This is a genomic window from Microbulbifer sp. ABF4_143 (assembly GCF_056160225.1).
On the sequence record NZ_JBSWWT010000002.1, the window covers coordinates 164,287 to 180,209 of the forward strand.

Sequence of the window (15,923 nt, forward strand, 5' to 3'; positions counted from 1 at the left end):
TATCGCCTATGATGGCGCCCAAGCCGGGACCCCGTGAAACGCTCGACCGATCGCAAAGCCGTCGGGCGGATTGGTCCGCGAATCGCCGAGTACACTGTGTTCAATACCGTTTCCTAAGAGTGCTTCATGAGTAAAAACAACCACCATCGACTGATTATCCTGGGCTCGGGCCCTGCCGGTTACACCGCGGCCATTTACGCCGCGCGCGCCAACCTGAACCCGGTGGTCATCACCGGCATGCAACAGGGCGGACAGCTGACCACCACCACCGAGGTGGAGAACTGGCCCGGCGGCCCGGCGGATCTGCAGGGGCCGGACCTGATGGTACAGATGCAGCAGCACGCTGAGCGTTTCGATACCCAGATCATCTTCGATCACATCGACTCAGTGGACCTGAAGCAGCGCCCCTTCACCCTGAAGGGCAACGACACCTACACCTGCGACGCGCTGATCATCGCCACCGGCGCCTCTGCCCAGTACCTGGGCCTGCCCTCCGAGGAGGCCTACCAGGGGCGCGGCGTCAGCGCCTGCGCCACCTGTGATGGCTTTTTCTACCGCGACCAGAAGGTGGCAGTGGTCGGCGGCGGCAACACCGCGGTTGAAGAGGCGCTCTACCTGTCCAATATCGCCAGTGAGGTGACCCTGATCCACCGCCGCGACGAGCTGCGCGCCGAGAAGATCCTGCAGGACCGCCTGATGGACAAGGTGGAGAACGGCAATATCAACGTCTGCTGGCACCACACCCTGGACGAGGTGCTGGGCGACGACAACGGCGTCACCGGCGTGCGCCTGCGCAGCACTCAGGACGACAGCACCAAAGAGCTGGAGGTCTCCGGTGTGTTTATCGCCATCGGCCACAAGCCGAACACCGAGATCTTCGAGGGCCAGCTGGAGATGAACGGCGGCTATATCATTGTGCAGAGCGGCCTGGACGGCAATGCGACCCAGACCTCGGTCCCCGGCGTCTTCGCCGCCGGCGACGTCTCCGACCATATCTACCGCCAGGCGGTGACCTCTGCCGGCACCGGCTGTATGGCAGCGCTGGACGCGGAGCGCTTCCTGGACGCGCAGTAGCCGGGGCTCGGCCCGCGGACCCCAGGGGCCGCGGGCGGATACCGGGCTCCGCGCCAATCTTCCCAGGTGCCCGCGAACCCCAAGTCGGAGACGGAGGATCGAGTGTGACCGGAAGCAGCGACGGCCATCTGACCCTGCTCGACCCCGGGCGGATCGAATTTCCGCCGACGAAACTCGCCCTGAAGGACCCCAATGGACTGCTGGCCATCGGCGGAGACCTGACTCCGGACTGGCTGCTGGCCGCCTACCGCCGCGGCATATTCCCCTGGTATTCCGACGATCAGCCGATCCTCTGGTGGAGCCCGTCGCCCCGCTGCGTGGTGCTTCCCGATCTGTTCCGTATCCGCCGCAGCCTGCGCAAGGCACTGCGCCGCGGCGACTTCCGGGTCACCTTCGACTGTGCGTTCGAGGCCGTGATCGAGGGCTGCCGCGCGCCCCGGGCCGACGGTGAGGGCACCTGGATCACCGACGAGATGCGCGATGCCTATATCGAGATGCACCGCCTGGGGTACGCCCACTCGGTGGAGGTGTGGCGGGACGGGGAGTTGGCGGGCGGCCTCTACGGAATGGCGCTGGGGCGGGTATTCTTCGGCGAATCCATGTTCCACCGCGTCACAGATGCGTCCAAAGTCGCTTTTGTCCACCTGGTGCGGCAATTAGAATTGTGGGGCTGCCCGCTGATCGACTGCCAGGTGCGCAATCCGCACCTGGCCAGCCTCGGCGCGGTGGAGATCAGCCGCGGGGATTTCGAGCGGCTGCTGGCGGCCGGCCTCCGGCAGCCGCCCTTCCCACAGCCGTGGAAACTGTCGTGGAGCTATGAGTAAGTATTCCCAGCTGGATTCCGTGCGCCTGTTGGCCACCCTGCCCCACCCCTGCGGCTATCTGCCCGGGCAGGAGGCCACCACGGTGTTCGTGGACCCGCAGACGCCGATCGACCAGCGCCTGTACAGCCGCCTGTCCGAGCTGGGTTTTCGCCGCAGCGGCGGCTACCTGTACCGGCCCCAGTGCGCGACCTGCCGCGCCTGCGTGCCCGCCAGAGTGCCGGTGAGCCTGTTCGTGCCCAGCCGCAAGCAGCGCCGCTGCTGGCGGCGCAACCGCGACCTGGACATCTTTCACGTCGAGACCATAGACACCGACGAGCACTACGAGCTGTACGCGCGCTATATCGAGCGGCGACACGCAGAGGGGGAAATGTATCCGCCGAGCCGCGATCAGTACCGCAGCTTTCTGAGCCCCGCCTGGGGCAGCACGCGCTATATCGAGTTTCGCGCCCGCGGCCGGCTGATGGCGGTGGCAGTGACCGACCTGCTGACCGCCGGATTGTCGGCCATCTATACTTTCTTCGACCCCGACGAGGACAAGCGCAGCCTCGGCACCTACTGCATCCTGTACCAGATCGAATGGGCGCGGCGCCTGGGTCTGCCGAGCCTCTATCTGGGCTACTGGATAGAGCAGTGCCAGAAGATGGCCTACAAGAGCCAGTTCCAGCCCACCGAGCTGTTGCGGGACAATCGCTGGGCGCTGAAGTCCCGATAGCCCCGCGCCTTTGCTCTATTGTGCCTTTTCGTGCAAAATGCTCGCCCGTCGCGCCGCGGCCCCCTGTCAACGGGGAAGATAGCCGGGGTAATGGTCAGAACAAGTTATTATTTGAAGGTTACTGCCGCATGGCAAAAGACGATTACATTGAAATGGAAGGCGAGGTGATCGACACCCTGCCCAATACCACTTTCCGCGTAAAGCTGGAAAACGGACACGTGGTGATCGCGCATATCTCCGGAAAGATGCGCAAGAACTATATCCGCATCCTCACCGGCGACAAGGTCAAGGTAGAGCTGACGCCCTATGACCTGAGCAAGGGGCGTATCACCTACCGCGCCCGCTGATACGCGCCGCGAGTGGTCGGCGGCGATCGGCAATGTGCGATCAGTAGGAACCGCCGTCCCCAAAAACGAAAAGGCCACCGCGGGGTGGCCTTTTCGTTTTTCGGGTACCAGGCGCAGGGCGCTAGGCGGGAACCGCCGTCTTGATTGCCAACTCGTCGTTCTCGATGGTGACCTCCACACGACCGCCCTCTTCCGCCAGCTCGCCGAACAGTACCGCCTCCGCCAGCGGCTTGCGCAGCTTGTCGCGGATCAGCCGCGCCATCGGGCGCGCGCCCATCTTCTCGTCGTAGCCGTTTACGGCCAGCCACTCCCGCGCCTCCTCGTCCACATCGAGGGTTACGCGGGACTCGTCCAACTGCGCCTGCAGCTCGACGATAAACTTGTCCACCACCGTCTTGACCACTTCCAGGTTCAGCGCGCTGAACTGGATAATGCTGTCCAGGCGGTTGCGGAATTCCGGGGTGAACATCTTCTTGATCTCCTCCATGCCGTCGCTGGAGTGATCCTGGCTGGAGAAACCGATGGAGCGGCGGCTCATCAGCTCGGCGCCGGCGTTTGTGGTCATGATCAGTATGACGTTGCGGAAGTCCGCCTTGCGGCCGTTGTTGTCGGTCAGGGTGCCGTGATCCATCACCTGCAGCAGCAGGTTGAAGACTTCCGGGTGCGCCTTCTCTATTTCGTCCAACAACACCACGCTGTGGGGGTGTTTGGTGACCGCGTCGGTCAGCAGACCGCCCTGGTCGAAGCCCACATAGCCGGGGGGCGCGCCGATCAGGCGGGAGACGGTGTGGCGCTCCATATACTCGGACATATCGAAGCGGATCAGCTCTATACCCATCACCTTGGCCAGCTGGCGGCAGAGCTCGGTCTTGCCCACGCCGGTGGGGCCGGCGAACAGGAAGGAGCCGATGGGCTTTTCCTCGGCGCCGAGGCCCGCGCGGCTCAGCTTGATGGCGGTGCTGAGCGCCTCTATCGCCTGATCCTGGCCGAACACCACCATCTTCAGGTTTTCATCTAGCTTGGCCAGCTGCTCCTTGTCGGAGGCGGATACGCTCTTGGCCGGAATCCGCGCCATCTTGGCGATGACCGTTTCGATCTCGGCGACACCGATCACCTCCTTGCGCTCTTCCGGCGGCAGCAGCGACTGGTAGGCGCCGGCCTCGTCGATCACGTCGATGGCCTTGTCCGGCAGGAAGCGCTCAGTGATATGGCGGCTGGACAGCTGCGCCGCCGCCTCCAGGGCAGCGTCGGTGAAGCGCACCTTGTGGTGGTCTTCGAAACAGCTCTTCAGCCCCTGCAGTATCTGCACCGTCTCCTCGACCGTGGGTTCGCTGACGTCAATCTTCTGGAAACGTCGCGACAGTGCGCGATCCTTCTCAAAAATTCCGCGATATTCGCTGAAGGTGGTGGATCCGATACAGCGCAGCTGGCCGCTGGACAGCAGCGGCTTGAGCAGGTTCGACGCATCCATAACGCCGCCGGATGCGGCGCCGGCGCCGATAATGGTGTGAATCTCATCGATAAACAGCACCGCGTTTTCGCGTTTCTTCAGTTCGGCCAGCAGGGCCTTGAAGCGCTTCTCGAAGTCGCCGCGGTACTTGGTGCCCGCCAGCAGCGAGCCGAGGTCCAGGGAATAGATGGTGCTGTTGCGCAGCGGCTCCGGCACCTCCTCGTCGACGATACGCCGCGCCAGTCCCTCGGCGATGGCGGTCTTGCCCACACCGGATTCGCCGACCAGCAACGGGTTGTTCTTGCGCCGGCGCGCCAGCACCTGGGTCACCCGCTCCACTTCGGGGCCGCGGCCGACCAGCGGGTCTATGCGACCGAGTATCGCCTCCTGATTCAGGTTGGTGGCGTAGCTCTCCAGCGGGTCCGAGCCGCCCGGCTCGGCGGCCGCGCCTATATCCTCGTCCACCTGCTCCGGCGCCGGGTCGGTGCTATTGTGGTGGTTGTTGCCGCTGGAGCCGACGCGCGAGATGCCGTGGGTGATGTAATTGACCACGTCAATGCGGGCGACGCTCTGCTGCTTCAGGTAGTAGACGGCCTGACTCTCCTGTTCGCAGAAGATGGCGACCAGGACATTCGCGCCCGTGACCTCCTTCTTGCCGGAGGACTGTACGTGAAACACCGCGCGCTGCAGCACGCGCTGGAATCCCAGTGTCGGCTGGGTCTCCCGATCGGTATCCGCCTCCGGGATCAGCGGGGTGGTGGAATCGACGAATTCGAGCAGTTCGCGACGCAGGGCGCTGAGATCGGCCCCGCAGGCGTGCAGTACATCTGCCGCTGACTCATTGTCCAGAAGCGCCAGCAACAGGTGCTCTACGGTCATAAACTCGTGCCGTTTTGCGCGCGCACCCTTGAACGCCAGATTGAGCGTTACCTCTAAATCTTTGCTGAGCATCTAAACCTCAAACCCCTTAATCGCCAATGTCACCCGCCGAGTCCACAGGATAGCGCGCGCCGGAAGGCGGCGACTTGAATGTGCCTGATTCCCTTCAGGCGACGGGACCTTTGTTACATACAGCGTCAATCTTCTTCGCTTTCGTCCGCTTCGATCTCACACAGCAGGGGGTGCTGGTGGTCCCTGGCGAATTGATTAACCTGCGCGGCCTTTGTCTCCGCTATATCTCGAGTATAGACACCGCAGATCGCTTTTCCCTGTGTGTGTACCTGCAGCATCAACTGGGTCGCGCGCTCGCGATCGGCGCCGAAAAACAGCTCCAGGGTCTCGACAACGAAGTCCATAGGGGTGTAGTCGTCATTCAGCATCACCACCTTGTACATGGGTGGGCGCTTGAGTTGGGGGGGCGCCTCTTCAAGCGCCAGGTCGCCGTCCAGATCGCCCGGGTAGTGGAAGCCGTCGTCGGTGTCGTTCGAGTGTAGTTTAATGGCCAGTGAAATTCCCATAGTGTTAGTCAATCAAATCCTGCGAGTGGATGTGAAACGGGCGAACCGATTTTGCAGCCAGCCATTGTAACCTCATTTGACGTGGGGCACAGCGGGCGCCAGCAGCTCTTGACATTCACAAACCAGTTGGCTACAAGAGGTATTGCCTGCCCTTCGCAGGGCGCAATCGCGAAAATCGCGAGTTTCAAGAGAGTCGCGCAAATGGGAACTGCAGTCGCGACTGATGCGCAAGCAAGCGCAGATAACAATAAAGACTCTGTAAGGCGGCCAGCAGTCGCCCCGGCAATTAGAGGGAATTCGCCATGCCTACCGGTACCGTCAAGTGGTTCAATAACGCCAAGGGATATGGGTTTATTCTTGCGGATGAAGGGGGGGAGGACCTGTTCGCGCACTACTCCGCGATACAGATGGAGGGCTATCGAACCCTCAAAGCGGGCCAACAGGTCACTTTTGACATTATCAAGGGAGAAAAAGGCTACCATGCGGCCAATATCTCCACGCTGAGCGCCAAGGACACCGCCGAGGGAGAGAGTGGTACGGGGACCAAGAGCCAGACGCAGCGCGAGCAGGAGGCGGCAGCCCTCGAATAGTCTACCCCGGCGCAAGCGGCGAAAACGGGAATATAAAAAAGCCCCGCACCTTTCGGTGCGGGGCTTTTTGTTGTTGGCGTTTTGTCGGCGCTGGCGGGCGGACACAGGGGCCGCCCTCCAGGGGCATCAGGCCATGTGCTTGATCACTTCTTCGCCGAACTCGGAGCAGGATTTCAGCTCCGCGCCGTCCATCAGGCGCTCGAAGTCGTAGGTCACGGTCTTGGCCTCGATGGCACCTTCCATGCCCTTGATGACCAGTTCTGCGGCTTCGTTCCAGCCCAGGTGGCGCAACATCATCTCGGCGGACAGAATCAGCGAGCCAGGGTTCACCTTGTCTTGGCCGGCGTACTTGGGCGCGGTGCCGTGGGTGGCCTCGAACAGGGCCACCTCGTCGGACAGGTTGGCGCCGGGCGCGATACCGATACCGCCGACCTGGGCCGCCAGGGCGTCGGACAGGTAGTCGCCGTTCAGGTTCAGGGTCGCGATCACGTCGTACTCCGCCGGGCGCAGCAGTATCTGCTGCAGCATGGCGTCGGCGATTACGTCCTTGATCACGATTTCCTTGCCGGTCTTCGGGTTCTTGAAGCTGTGCCAGGGGCCGCCGTCCAGGGGCTGGGCGCCGAACTCTTCGCGGGCCAGCTCATAGCCCCAGTCGGCGAAGGCGCCCTCGGTGAACTTCATGATGTTGCCCTTGTGCACCAGGGTCACGGAATCGCGGTCCTGGTCGATGGCGTACTGAATGGCCTTGCGCACCAAGCGCTTGGTGCCCTCGGCGGAAACCGGCTTGACGCCGATGCCACAGTGTTCCGGGAAGCGGATCTTCTTGACGCCCATCTCTTCCTGCAGGAACTTGATCACTTTCTTGGCCTCGTCGGTGTCGGCTTTCCACTCGATACCGGCGTAGATGTCCTCGGAGTTCTCGCGGAAGATCACCATGTCGACCTTGTTCGGCTCCTTGACCGGAGACGGAACGCCGCTGAACCAGCGCACCGGGCGCTGGCACACGTAGAGGTCCAGCTCCTGGCGCAGAGCGACGTTCAGGGAACGGAAGCCGCCGCCCACCGGGGTGGTCAGCGGGCCCTTGATGCTGACCACGTATTCTTTGATCGCTTCCAGGGTCTCGGCCGGGAACCAGTCGCCGGCGTAGGTCTCCGCGGCCTTCTCGCCGCAGTAGATCTCCATCCAGGCGATGGACTTGTCGCCGCCGTAGGCCTTTTCCACCGCGGCGTCGATCACCTTGCGCATAACCGGGGTGATATCCACACCGATGCCGTCACCCTCGATAAAGGGAATAATGGGGCGATTCGGTACATTCAGCGAACCGTCGGAATTGACTGAGACTTTTTCGCCGTCTGCCGGCACTTGGATATGACCCATATTGCTTAAACTCCCAAAACTCTACGACTCTTTAGGTCGTGCGTTGCTTGCCCCGCCGCTCCTGACAATCCGGCGGGATGAAAAAACGGCGGGATTATATCAGCATCGGCCCGTTTTTGTAGTTGGATTACAATAGTCGATTTTAACCATGTCGCGGATCATTCTCTTCAACAAGCCCTACGGCGTCCTCAGCCAGTTCACCGACGACAGCGGGCGCCCCACCCTCGCCGACTTCATCCGCGAGAAGGGCTTCTACGCCGCCGGCCGGCTGGATTTCGACTCCGAGGGACTGCTGCTGCTCACCGACGACGGCGCCCTGCAGCACCGGATCAGTCACCCGCGGCAGAAGCTGCCGAAGACCTACTGGGTGCAGGTGGAGGGGGAGATAGACGATCGCGCCCTGGCGGCTCTGCGGCGCGGCGTGCAGCTCAAAGACGGCCCCACGGCGCCGGCGAGGGCTAAGCCCCTGCCCGAGCCGCCCCTGTGGCCGCGGCATCCGCCGGTGCGGGAACGCAAATCCATCCCCACCTCCTGGCTGGAACTGACCATCCGCGAGGGGCGCAACCGCCAGGTGCGCCGCATGACCGCGGCGGTGGGCTACCCCACCCTGCGCCTGGTCCGCACGGCTATAGGAAGCTGGCAGCTGGGGCATCTGCAGCCTGGCGAGCAAAGGATGGAGGAGGTTTTCACGGCTCCGGGCGCCAAGCCGGCGGCCCACCGGCGCCGCACTCAGCCCCGCCGGCGCCGCTGAGCAACCCTTAATCGCCACTAAGCTAAGGCGAGAGCAAAGCGGTCTTGGTCACAGACCCCTTTCGCGGGTAAAATTCGCCCCCTTTTTATGGCCCCGTAGCAGCTGATTGCCCCAACCTATGTCTGAATCCGTCTCCAAACAGCCCCAGCGTGTCATTGTCGGCATGTCCGGCGGTGTTGACTCCTCCGTCGCCGCCCTGTTGCTGATGCAGCAGGGATACCAGGTGGAGGGCCTGTTTATGAAGAACTGGGATGAGGACGACGGCACCGAGTACTGCACCGCCAAGGCGGACCTGGCGGATGCCCAGGCGGTCTGCGCGCGGCTCGGTATCAAGCTGCACACGGCCAACTTCGCCGCCGAGTACTGGGACCACGTATTCGAGTATTTCCTGGCCGAGTACAAGGCCGGGCGCACGCCGAATCCGGATATCCTCTGCAACCGCGAGATCAAGTTCAAGGTGTTCCTGGAGTACGCCGAGGTACTCGGCGCCGACGCCATCGCGACCGGCCATTACGCGCGGCGCAAGGATATCGACGGCCGCACCTACCTACTCAAGGGCCTGGATACGAACAAGGACCAGAGCTACTTCCTGCACGCGGTGGACGAGGCGGCCTTCGCCAAGTCCCTGTTCCCGCTCGGCGAGCTGGAAAAACCGGAGGTGCGCCGCATCGCCGAGGAAAACGGCTTCGTCACTCACGACAAGAAAGACAGCACCGGTATCTGCTTTATTGGCGAGCGCCGCTTCAAGGATTTCCTGGAGCAGTATCTGCCGGCTCAGCCGGGCGACATGGAGACGCCGGAAGGCGAGGTCATGGGGCGCCACGCGGGCCTGATGTACCACACCATCGGCCAGCGCCAGGGGCTCGGAATCGGCGGCGTCAGGGGCGCCGGCGAGGAGCCCTGGTATGTGGTGGGCAAGGACCTGGAGCGCAATGTGCTGATCGTCGCCCAGGGCGCGCACCACCCGCTGCTTTACGCCACCGGGCTGGAGGCGGCACAGGCTCACTGGATCAACGGCAGCGCGCCTGCGGCGGCCCACACCCAGGAGGGGCTGCGCTGCCGGGCCAAGACCCGCTACCGCCAGCCGGACCAGGAGTGCACGGTAAAGGTCCGGGAAAACGGCGACCTGGTAGTGACCTTCGACGAGCCGCAGCGGGCCATCACCCCCGGTCAGTCACTGGTGCTCTACGATGGTGAAATCTGCCTGGGTGGCGCCGTAATCGAGAAAGCCACCGGCGTGGGCACGGCCCTGCCGGAAAAATATCAGAAGAATTGAGGAGCGACTTTGAGTAACTGGCGGGATCAGGCACTGGCGCTGGCGGCCATATTCCAGGCCGCGACCCTGGTGGAGCGCCTGGCGAAGACGGGCACGGCACCCCAGGAACAGCTGGAAACCGGCGTCTACAGCCTGTTCCAGCTGAATCCGGACAATACCGAGGCGGTGTTCAACGGCGTGGGCAAGCTGCTGCCGGGCTTAAAAGTCTCCCGCCAGCTGCTGCAGTCGCGCCAGCACCCGGAATACACCGACTGCCTGCGCTACGCCCTGTCGATCCTCTACCTGCAGCGGCAACTGAGCAAGAAGAATGACCTGCTGGCGATCATCGGCAGCCGTCTGGAAAAGGCCAAGGCCCAGGCGGAGCACTTCACGCCAACTCACGAGAATGTGTTTTCCAATCTGGCCGGTATCTACAGCGACACGTTGAGCACCTTCCGCTTTCGCATCCAGGTGCTGGGTGATTTCAATTACCTGCAGCAACAGCGCATCGCGAATCAGATACGCGCCATGCTATTTGCCGGCGTGCGCGCCGCCACCCTGTGGCGCCAGCTGGGCGGCCGCCGGCTGCACCTGCTGTTTCAGCGCAAGAAACTGCTGGCCGCGACCGACGCACTGATCGCGCAAATCGAATCCACAAGTCACTAAACCCGGAGATTTACCATGACAGTCGAGCTATCCGCCCTTACCGCGGTCTCTCCCATCGACGGACGCTATGAAAGCAAAACCGCACCGCTGCGGGATATCTTCAGCGAGTACGGCCTGATTCGCGCGCGGGTGGAAGTGGAAGTGCGCTGGTTGCAGAAGCTGTCCCAGCACCCGCAAATCGAGGAGGTGCCGCCGTTCGACGAGGGGGCCAGCCAACTGCTCGACGCCATAGTGGCGGACTTCTCCCTGGAGGATGCGCAGCGCATCAAGGAGATAGAGCGCACCACCAACCACGACGTCAAGGCGGTGGAGTATTTCCTGAAGGAAAAAATCAGCGGCAACGAGCAGCTGGCCAGGGTCAGCGAGTTCGTGCACTTCGCCTGCACTTCCGAGGACATCAACAACCTGTCCCACGCCCTGATGCTGCGCGCCGGCCGCGACCAGGTGCTGCTGCCGGCAATGAATCAGATTGTCGCCGAGATTGCCGAACTGGCGAAAAAATTCGCCGATGTGCCGATGCTGTCGCGCACCCACGGCCAGACCGCCAGCCCGACGACGGTCGGCAAGGAACTGGCCAATGTGGCCGCGCGCCTGCGCCGGCAGATCAAGCAGATCAGCGACGTGGAGCTGCTCGGCAAAATCAACGGCGCCGTGGGCAATTACAACGCCCACCTGTCCGCCTACCCGGATGTGGACTGGCAGAAGAACGCGGAGGAATTCGTCACCTCTCTGGGTCTGACCTGGAACCCCTACACGACCCAGATTGAGCCGCACGACTATATCGCCGAGCTGTTCGATGCGATCGCGCGCTTCAACACGATTCTGATCGACTTCGACCGCGATATCTGGGGCTATATTTCCCTCGGCTACTTCAAGCAGAAGGTGGTGGCCGGCGAGGTGGGCTCCTCCACCATGCCGCACAAGGTGAATCCGATCGACTTCGAGAACTCCGAGGGCAACCTGGGGCTGGCCAACGCGGTATTCCAGCATTTGGCCGCGAAGCTGCCGATTTCCCGCTGGCAGCGCGACCTGACCGATTCCACCGTGCTGCGTAATATGGGGGTCGGCGCCGGCTATTCGGCAATCGCCTACGCCGCGACCCTGAAGGGCCTGGGCAAACTGGAAATCAACCGCGAGCGCCTGGCGGAAGACCTGGACAACGCCTGGGAAGTGCTGGCGGAGCCGATTCAGACGGTGATGCGCCGCTACAACATCGAAGAGCCCTACGAAAAACTGAAGGCGCTGACCCGCGGCCAGGGTATTACCCGGGAAACCCTGAAGACCTTTATCGACAAGCTGGATATCCCGGCCGAAGCGAAGCAGGCTCTGCACGAGCTGACGCCGGCCTCCTATATCGGCAATGCCGTGGAGCAGGCGAAGAAAATTTAACTCCGATCAGGCTCGCTGGCGGGCCTGCTACCGGTAGCGGCTTGTGGGACACGCCGTAAATCCATCCCTGGAGGCATGTCTGCGAGATCCCTCTCGCAGACAGTCCCGCAAGCCGCTACCGGCATCAGTCCCTTCGCATTTCACTTCGTACTGGTAGCAACCATGATCAAGCCGTTGACGCATTTGGGCGAACTGCCGGTAGCCGACTTCCTGCGCGACTACTGGCAACAGAAACCCCTGTTGATCCGCAACGCCTTCCCGGACTTCGTCTCGCCGATTTCCGGCGAGGAACTGGCCGGCATGGCCCTCGAGGAGGCGGTGGAGTCGCGCCTGGTGCTGGAACACGGCGACGAGGGCCCCTGGCAGCTGCGCAACGGGCCCTTCACCGAGGAGGACTTCCTGTCCCTGCCCCGCAGCCACTGGACCCTGCTGGTACAGGCGGTGGACCAGTGGCTGTCGGAAGTGGCGGAACTGAAAAAGTATTTCCGTTTTATTCCGGACTGGCGCCTGGACGACGTGATGATCAGCTATGCCGCCGACAAGGGCAGCGTCGGTCCGCACTTCGACCACTACGATGTGTTTCTGCTGCAGGCGGAGGGCAAGCGGCTGTGGCACCAGGGATCGAAAGTCGATGAGCGCAGCCCGCGCGTCGAGGGTACGCCGCTCCATATTCTCAAGGACTTCGAGCCGGAAAACAGCTGGCTGCTGGAGCCCGGCGATATGCTCTACTTGCCGCCCCAGTACAGCCACTGGGGTATCGCCGAGGGCGGCTGCACCACCATTTCCATCGGTTTCCGCGCCCCGTCGGCGGCGACCATTCTCGAGGATCTGGCCGCGGAGCTGGCCCGCGGGCTGCCGCAACGACTGCGCTACACGGACCCGGGAATCGCGCCGGCGGCCAACCCTGCGGAAATCGATCCCGATTCGGTAGCCCGGCTACAGGAACAGCTGGGCAGCTGGCTGCAACAGCCGCAGAATATTGCCCAGTGGTTTGGCGCCGTGATGACCGAGGCCAAATACCCGGATACCGTGGCCCTGGACGCGGGCGGCGCGGAGGACTGGCGCGAGCAGCTGGCCGCAGGCGCCGAGCTGGTGCTGAACCCCGCCTCCCGCTGCGCCTTCTGCCGTGAACCCGAGACGCTGTTTGTGGACGGTGAATCCTTCCCCGCCCCGCTGTCCTTCGCCGAGCGCTTCTGCGAAAACCACACCATCGCCCAGGGCGATATAGACGCGTTTCCGCAGATCGCGGAGCTGGTGGAGCAGCTGGTGGCCCAGGGCAGCCTGATCTATCCACCGGAGGACTTCTGATGGATATCTGGACAAAACCTACCGCGCCGGCCACCCGCCGGCTGCGCTCTCCAGCGGTGCTCTGATATGGTCGAGACAGTGATTCGCGAAGCCGACTGGCACAGGGATCGCGCATTGATCCGCCGCGTGCGCGAAGCGGTCTTTATCCGCGAGCAGGGGGTGGACCCGGCCATCGAGTGGGATGACCAGGAGGACACGGCGCGGCACTTTCTGGCGATGCGTGGCGGCGAGCCGCTGGGTACCGGCCGCATCACCGACGCCGGCAAGATAGGCCGCATGGCGGTTGCGAAATCCGCCCGCGGCGGCGGCCTGGGATTGCGCCTGCTGGAATACATCTGCGACTACGCGCGGGCGCGCGGCTTCGAACGCGTCTATCTGCACGCCCAGACCCACGCCGAGGGGTTCTACCGCAAGGCCGGGTTCATCCCTGAGGGAGAGACGTTTATCGAAGCCGATATTCCCCATATCAGGATGGTGCGCCGTTTTGACTGAGCAGCCCGGACCGCAGGCGCGAGCGCTCGACGGTATCGCCGACTTTCGCGCGGCACTGGTCGACCTGTTGCGCGGCGCGCGGCGGGAGCTGTGTATCTTCTCCGAGCAACTGGCCCGCCCCCTCTACCACGACGCCGAAGTGGTGCAGGCCTTGTCGGAATTCGCGCGCAGCAGCCGCTTTGCCCGCGTGCGCATACTGATCCGTGAAAGTGAATCCCTCGCGGGCCGCTCCCACCGCACCCTCGCGCTGGCGCAGCGCCTCAGCTCGCGGATAGAGATCCGCAGGGTCGAGGGTGGGGTGGATACCCCGGACTGGGAGTTCGCGATCGCGGACGGCCGCCGGCTGCTCAGATGCGACGACCGGCAGCTGTGGCTGGGCAGCTACCAGCCGCAGGCCCAGGTGCGCGCGCGCGAACTGCTGGACGCTTTCGAGCGCGACTGGCCGCTGGCGTCGACGGATCCGAACCTGAGACGCCTGTCTCTCTGACTCTCCGCTTCCCTCTGCCCCCAGCCCGCCTTCGGGGCGTGACCTATCCGGCGCTTCGCCGGCGCCCCACTGCGCAATTCCGCAAATTTCCCCGCCTCCGAATCGGAATGGCGGCAAATTGCCTTCGCATTTCACGCCATGGCTTTAGCATGATTCGGGAAAGTCAGCGCTGTCATTGGCTTTTTATTGCCCATCTGCGCGGGTTTCCATTCGCGCAGGGCACACCGAGAAATGATAAGAAAAGGAGATCTCCATGATACGCAACAGGCTTAGCGTCATCCTCGCGGCCGCGGCCCTGGTTCCCGCCGGCCAGGTACTGGCCCACGGCAGCATGGTGGTGCCGGAGAGTCGCGTCTACAACTGTTTCCTCAACAATCCGGAAAACCCCAGTGACCCGGCCTGTGCCGCGGCCAAGGAGGTCGCCGGCCCGCAGGCCTTCTACGACTGGAACGGCGTGCGCCAGGGCGATGCCGCCGGCAATCACCGCGAGGTGGTGCCGGACGGCCAGCTGTGTGCCGGTGGCGGCGCCCAGTTCGCCGGGCTGGACCTGGCGCGCCCCGACTGGCAGGCGACGCCGATAGCGCCCAAGCCGGACGGCACCTTCGACTTCGAGTTCTGGGCCACCGCACCCCACGCCACCCAGGACTGGGTCTTCTACGTGACGCGGCAGGGCTACACGCCGGACGCGCCACTGGCGTGGGGCGATCTGTTCGAGTTCTGCCGTCTCGGCGATGTGCCCCTCGGCGCCGACAACCGCTATACCCTCAACTGCCCCCTGCCGCCGGTGACCGGCAAGCATGTGATCTATACCACCTGGCAGCGCTCAGACAGTCCCGAGGCCTTCTACACCTGTACCGATGTGATTATCGGTGGTGCCAGCAGCCCCTGGGTGGACGAGGGCCCCTTCAGCGCGCAGAGCGATCTGGCCGCGGGCAGCACCGTGACCCTGCGCCTGTTCAACAGTACCGGCAACGATATGGAGAGCGTCCAGTACACTGTCGCCGCCGGCGCCACGGCCGCCGCCGACTGGGCCTACGCCTTTGCGCAGGCGGTCAACAGCCAGTCCCAGTACGCGCGTATCGGGGTGCTGGATCCCGACAGCGGCGATATCACCCCGCTCCACGCGGCCAGCGGCAACCGGGTCTACACCGAGGCGGATCTCGACCTCAGCCACGAAATCGATATCCAGATACCGGCTGGCAACAGGGCTCCGGTGGCCGCGGTCAGCGCCGATCCGGAGTCCCTGACCGGCGCCGGCAATGTCAGTCTGTCCGGGGCCGGCTCCAGTGACGCCGACGGCGATCCGCTCAGCTATCGCTGGGCAATCACCGCCGGCAGCGGCGCCAGCCTGAGCGGTGACAGCGGTGTGTCGGTCACGCTGAATCTGAGTGCGCCGGCGCAGGACCAGACGGTAGCGGTGCAGCTGACCGTCAGCGACGGTCAGCTGTCCGACAGTGTCGCGACGGAGATCACCCACCGCGCCGGCGGGGGCGGCGACTACGACCATGTGTATCCGGACGGCATTGGCAGCTATGTGCCGGGGGAAACCCTGGTGCGCGGCGGCGATGGCGAGCGCTATCAGTGCCGCCCCTGGCCCAATGGCGACTGGTGCAATGTCAACAGCCCGTACCACTACGCGCCGGGCTCGGGTGTCAACTGGCAGGATGCCTGGATACGCCTCTAGCGGGTTGTTGAAAAAGGTTATCCCTGACCTTTTTCAACCCGGGTTTACGGCGCATGTCCG

Annotated in this window: 16 protein-coding genes; 13 read left to right on the forward strand and 3 right to left on the reverse strand. The window is 63.6% G+C overall.

Annotated elements, in window-relative coordinates; all coding sequences use genetic code 11:
* The first annotated feature begins 126 nt into the window (after positions 1-126).
* From trxB to infA, 4 genes are all read left to right on the forward strand, one after another.
* Positions 127-1,074: a thioredoxin-disulfide reductase gene (gene trxB, locus ACXAF3_RS02485; protein WP_475110694.1), complete on the forward strand. Its 948-nt coding sequence runs from the start codon at positions 127-129 to the stop codon at positions 1,072-1,074.
* A gap of 104 nt (positions 1,075-1,178) precedes the next feature.
* Entirely contained in the window at positions 1,179-1,898 is a 720-nt protein-coding gene (aat, locus tag ACXAF3_RS02490) for a leucyl/phenylalanyl-tRNA--protein transferase (protein ID WP_475110695.1), read from the forward strand.
* Positions 1,891-2,610 carry an arginyltransferase gene (locus ACXAF3_RS02495; RefSeq protein WP_475110696.1) on the forward strand — a complete coding sequence of 240 codons (720 nt, stop codon included), beginning with the start codon at positions 1,891-1,893 and terminating at the stop codon, positions 2,608-2,610. Before aat ends, ACXAF3_RS02495 begins: the two co-directional genes overlap by 8 nt.
* A gap of 128 nt (positions 2,611-2,738) precedes the next feature.
* Positions 2,739-2,957: a translation initiation factor IF-1 gene (infA, locus tag ACXAF3_RS02500; RefSeq protein ID WP_010130378.1), complete on the forward strand. Its 219-nt coding sequence runs from the start codon at positions 2,739-2,741 to the stop codon at positions 2,955-2,957.
* A gap of 121 nt (positions 2,958-3,078) precedes the next feature.
* On the opposite strand, the gene clpA is transcribed toward infA, so the two are convergent.
* On the reverse strand, positions 3,079-5,358 hold the full coding sequence (gene clpA, locus ACXAF3_RS02505; RefSeq protein ID WP_475110697.1) for an ATP-dependent Clp protease ATP-binding subunit ClpA: 2,280 nt from the start codon (positions 5,356-5,358) through the stop codon (positions 3,079-3,081).
* Positions 5,359-5,483: 125 nt separating this feature from the next.
* Complete coding sequence (clpS, locus tag ACXAF3_RS02510; RefSeq protein WP_475110791.1) at positions 5,484-5,864, reverse strand: ATP-dependent Clp protease adapter ClpS; 381 nt, start codon at positions 5,862-5,864, stop codon at positions 5,484-5,486.
* A gap of 302 nt (positions 5,865-6,166) precedes the next feature.
* On the opposite strand from clpS, the gene cspD reads away from it, so the two are divergent.
* Entirely contained in the window at positions 6,167-6,454 is a 288-nt protein-coding gene (cspD, locus tag ACXAF3_RS02515) for a cold shock domain-containing protein CspD (RefSeq protein ID WP_475110698.1), read from the forward strand.
* 126 nt (positions 6,455-6,580) lie between these two features.
* On the opposite strand, the gene icd is transcribed toward cspD, so the two are convergent.
* Positions 6,581-7,831, reverse strand: a complete 1,251-nt coding sequence (gene icd / locus ACXAF3_RS02520; RefSeq protein WP_475110699.1) for an NADP-dependent isocitrate dehydrogenase — start codon at positions 7,829-7,831, stop codon at positions 6,581-6,583.
* A 148-nt stretch (positions 7,832-7,979) separates the two neighbouring features.
* On the opposite strand from icd, the gene ACXAF3_RS02525 reads away from it, so the two are divergent.
* From ACXAF3_RS02525 to ACXAF3_RS02560, 8 genes are all read left to right on the forward strand, one after another.
* Positions 7,980-8,582 carry an rRNA large subunit pseudouridine synthase E gene (locus tag ACXAF3_RS02525; RefSeq protein WP_475110700.1) on the forward strand — a complete coding sequence of 201 codons (603 nt, stop codon included), beginning with the start codon at positions 7,980-7,982 and terminating at the stop codon, positions 8,580-8,582.
* 118 nt (positions 8,583-8,700) lie between these two features.
* Positions 8,701-9,858, forward strand: a complete 1,158-nt coding sequence (mnmA, locus tag ACXAF3_RS02530) for a tRNA 2-thiouridine(34) synthase MnmA (RefSeq protein WP_475110701.1) — start codon at positions 8,701-8,703, stop codon at positions 9,856-9,858.
* A 9-nt stretch (positions 9,859-9,867) separates the two neighbouring features.
* Positions 9,868-10,503, forward strand: coding sequence for a high frequency lysogenization protein HflD (gene hflD, locus ACXAF3_RS02535; protein WP_475110702.1), 636 nt, complete (start codon positions 9,868-9,870; stop codon positions 10,501-10,503).
* Positions 10,504-10,518: 15 nt separating this feature from the next.
* Entirely contained in the window at positions 10,519-11,892 is a 1,374-nt protein-coding gene (gene purB, locus ACXAF3_RS02540; RefSeq protein ID WP_475110703.1) for an adenylosuccinate lyase, read from the forward strand.
* 162 nt (positions 11,893-12,054) lie between these two features.
* The gene (locus tag ACXAF3_RS02545; protein ID WP_475110704.1) at positions 12,055-13,200 is read left to right on the forward strand and encodes a JmjC domain-containing protein; all 1,146 of its coding nucleotides are present in this window, start codon (positions 12,055-12,057) and stop codon (positions 13,198-13,200) included.
* 66 nt (positions 13,201-13,266) lie between these two features.
* Positions 13,267-13,692, forward strand: coding sequence for a GNAT family N-acetyltransferase (locus ACXAF3_RS02550; RefSeq protein WP_475110705.1), 426 nt, complete (start codon positions 13,267-13,269; stop codon positions 13,690-13,692).
* A complete protein-coding gene (locus ACXAF3_RS02555; RefSeq protein ID WP_475110706.1) occupies positions 13,685-14,179 on the forward strand; it encodes a DUF7931 domain-containing protein in 495 nt (164 codons plus the stop codon). Before ACXAF3_RS02550 ends, ACXAF3_RS02555 begins: the two co-directional genes overlap by 8 nt.
* Before the next feature lie 253 nt (positions 14,180-14,432).
* A complete protein-coding gene (locus tag ACXAF3_RS02560) occupies positions 14,433-15,863 on the forward strand; it encodes a lytic polysaccharide monooxygenase (RefSeq protein ID WP_475110707.1) in 1,431 nt (476 codons plus the stop codon).
* Positions 15,864-15,923: the final 60 nt, after the last annotated feature.

Excerpts from the sequence above, each read along its gene's own strand:
- trxB (WP_475110694.1), top strand. The coding sequence starts at position 127 with ATGAGTAAAAACAACCACCATCGACTGATTATCCTGGGCTCGGGCCCT.
- icd (WP_475110699.1), bottom strand. The coding sequence starts at position 7,831 with ATGGGTCATATCCAAGTGCCGGCAGACGGCGAAAAAGTCTCAGTCAAT.
- ACXAF3_RS02495 (WP_475110696.1), top strand. The coding sequence starts at position 1,891 with ATGAGTAAGTATTCCCAGCTGGATTCCGTGCGCCTGTTGGCCACCCTG.
- clpS (WP_475110791.1), bottom strand. The coding sequence starts at position 5,864 with ATGGGAATTTCACTGGCCATTAAACTACACTCGAACGACACCGACGAC.
- ACXAF3_RS02545 (WP_475110704.1), top strand. The coding sequence starts at position 12,055 with ATGATCAAGCCGTTGACGCATTTGGGCGAACTGCCGGTAGCCGACTTC.
- mnmA (WP_475110701.1), top strand. The coding sequence starts at position 8,701 with ATGTCTGAATCCGTCTCCAAACAGCCCCAGCGTGTCATTGTCGGCATG.
- clpA (WP_475110697.1), bottom strand. The coding sequence starts at position 5,358 with ATGCTCAGCAAAGATTTAGAGGTAACGCTCAATCTGGCGTTCAAGGGT.
- cspD (WP_475110698.1), top strand. The coding sequence starts at position 6,167 with ATGCCTACCGGTACCGTCAAGTGGTTCAATAACGCCAAGGGATATGGG.
- ACXAF3_RS02525 (WP_475110700.1), top strand. The coding sequence starts at position 7,980 with ATGTCGCGGATCATTCTCTTCAACAAGCCCTACGGCGTCCTCAGCCAG.
- purB (WP_475110703.1), top strand. The coding sequence starts at position 10,519 with ATGACAGTCGAGCTATCCGCCCTTACCGCGGTCTCTCCCATCGACGGA.
- ACXAF3_RS02550 (WP_475110705.1), top strand. The coding sequence starts at position 13,267 with ATGGTCGAGACAGTGATTCGCGAAGCCGACTGGCACAGGGATCGCGCA.
- ACXAF3_RS02560 (WP_475110707.1), top strand. The coding sequence starts at position 14,433 with ATGATACGCAACAGGCTTAGCGTCATCCTCGCGGCCGCGGCCCTGGTT.
- infA (WP_010130378.1), top strand. The coding sequence starts at position 2,739 with ATGGCAAAAGACGATTACATTGAAATGGAAGGCGAGGTGATCGACACC.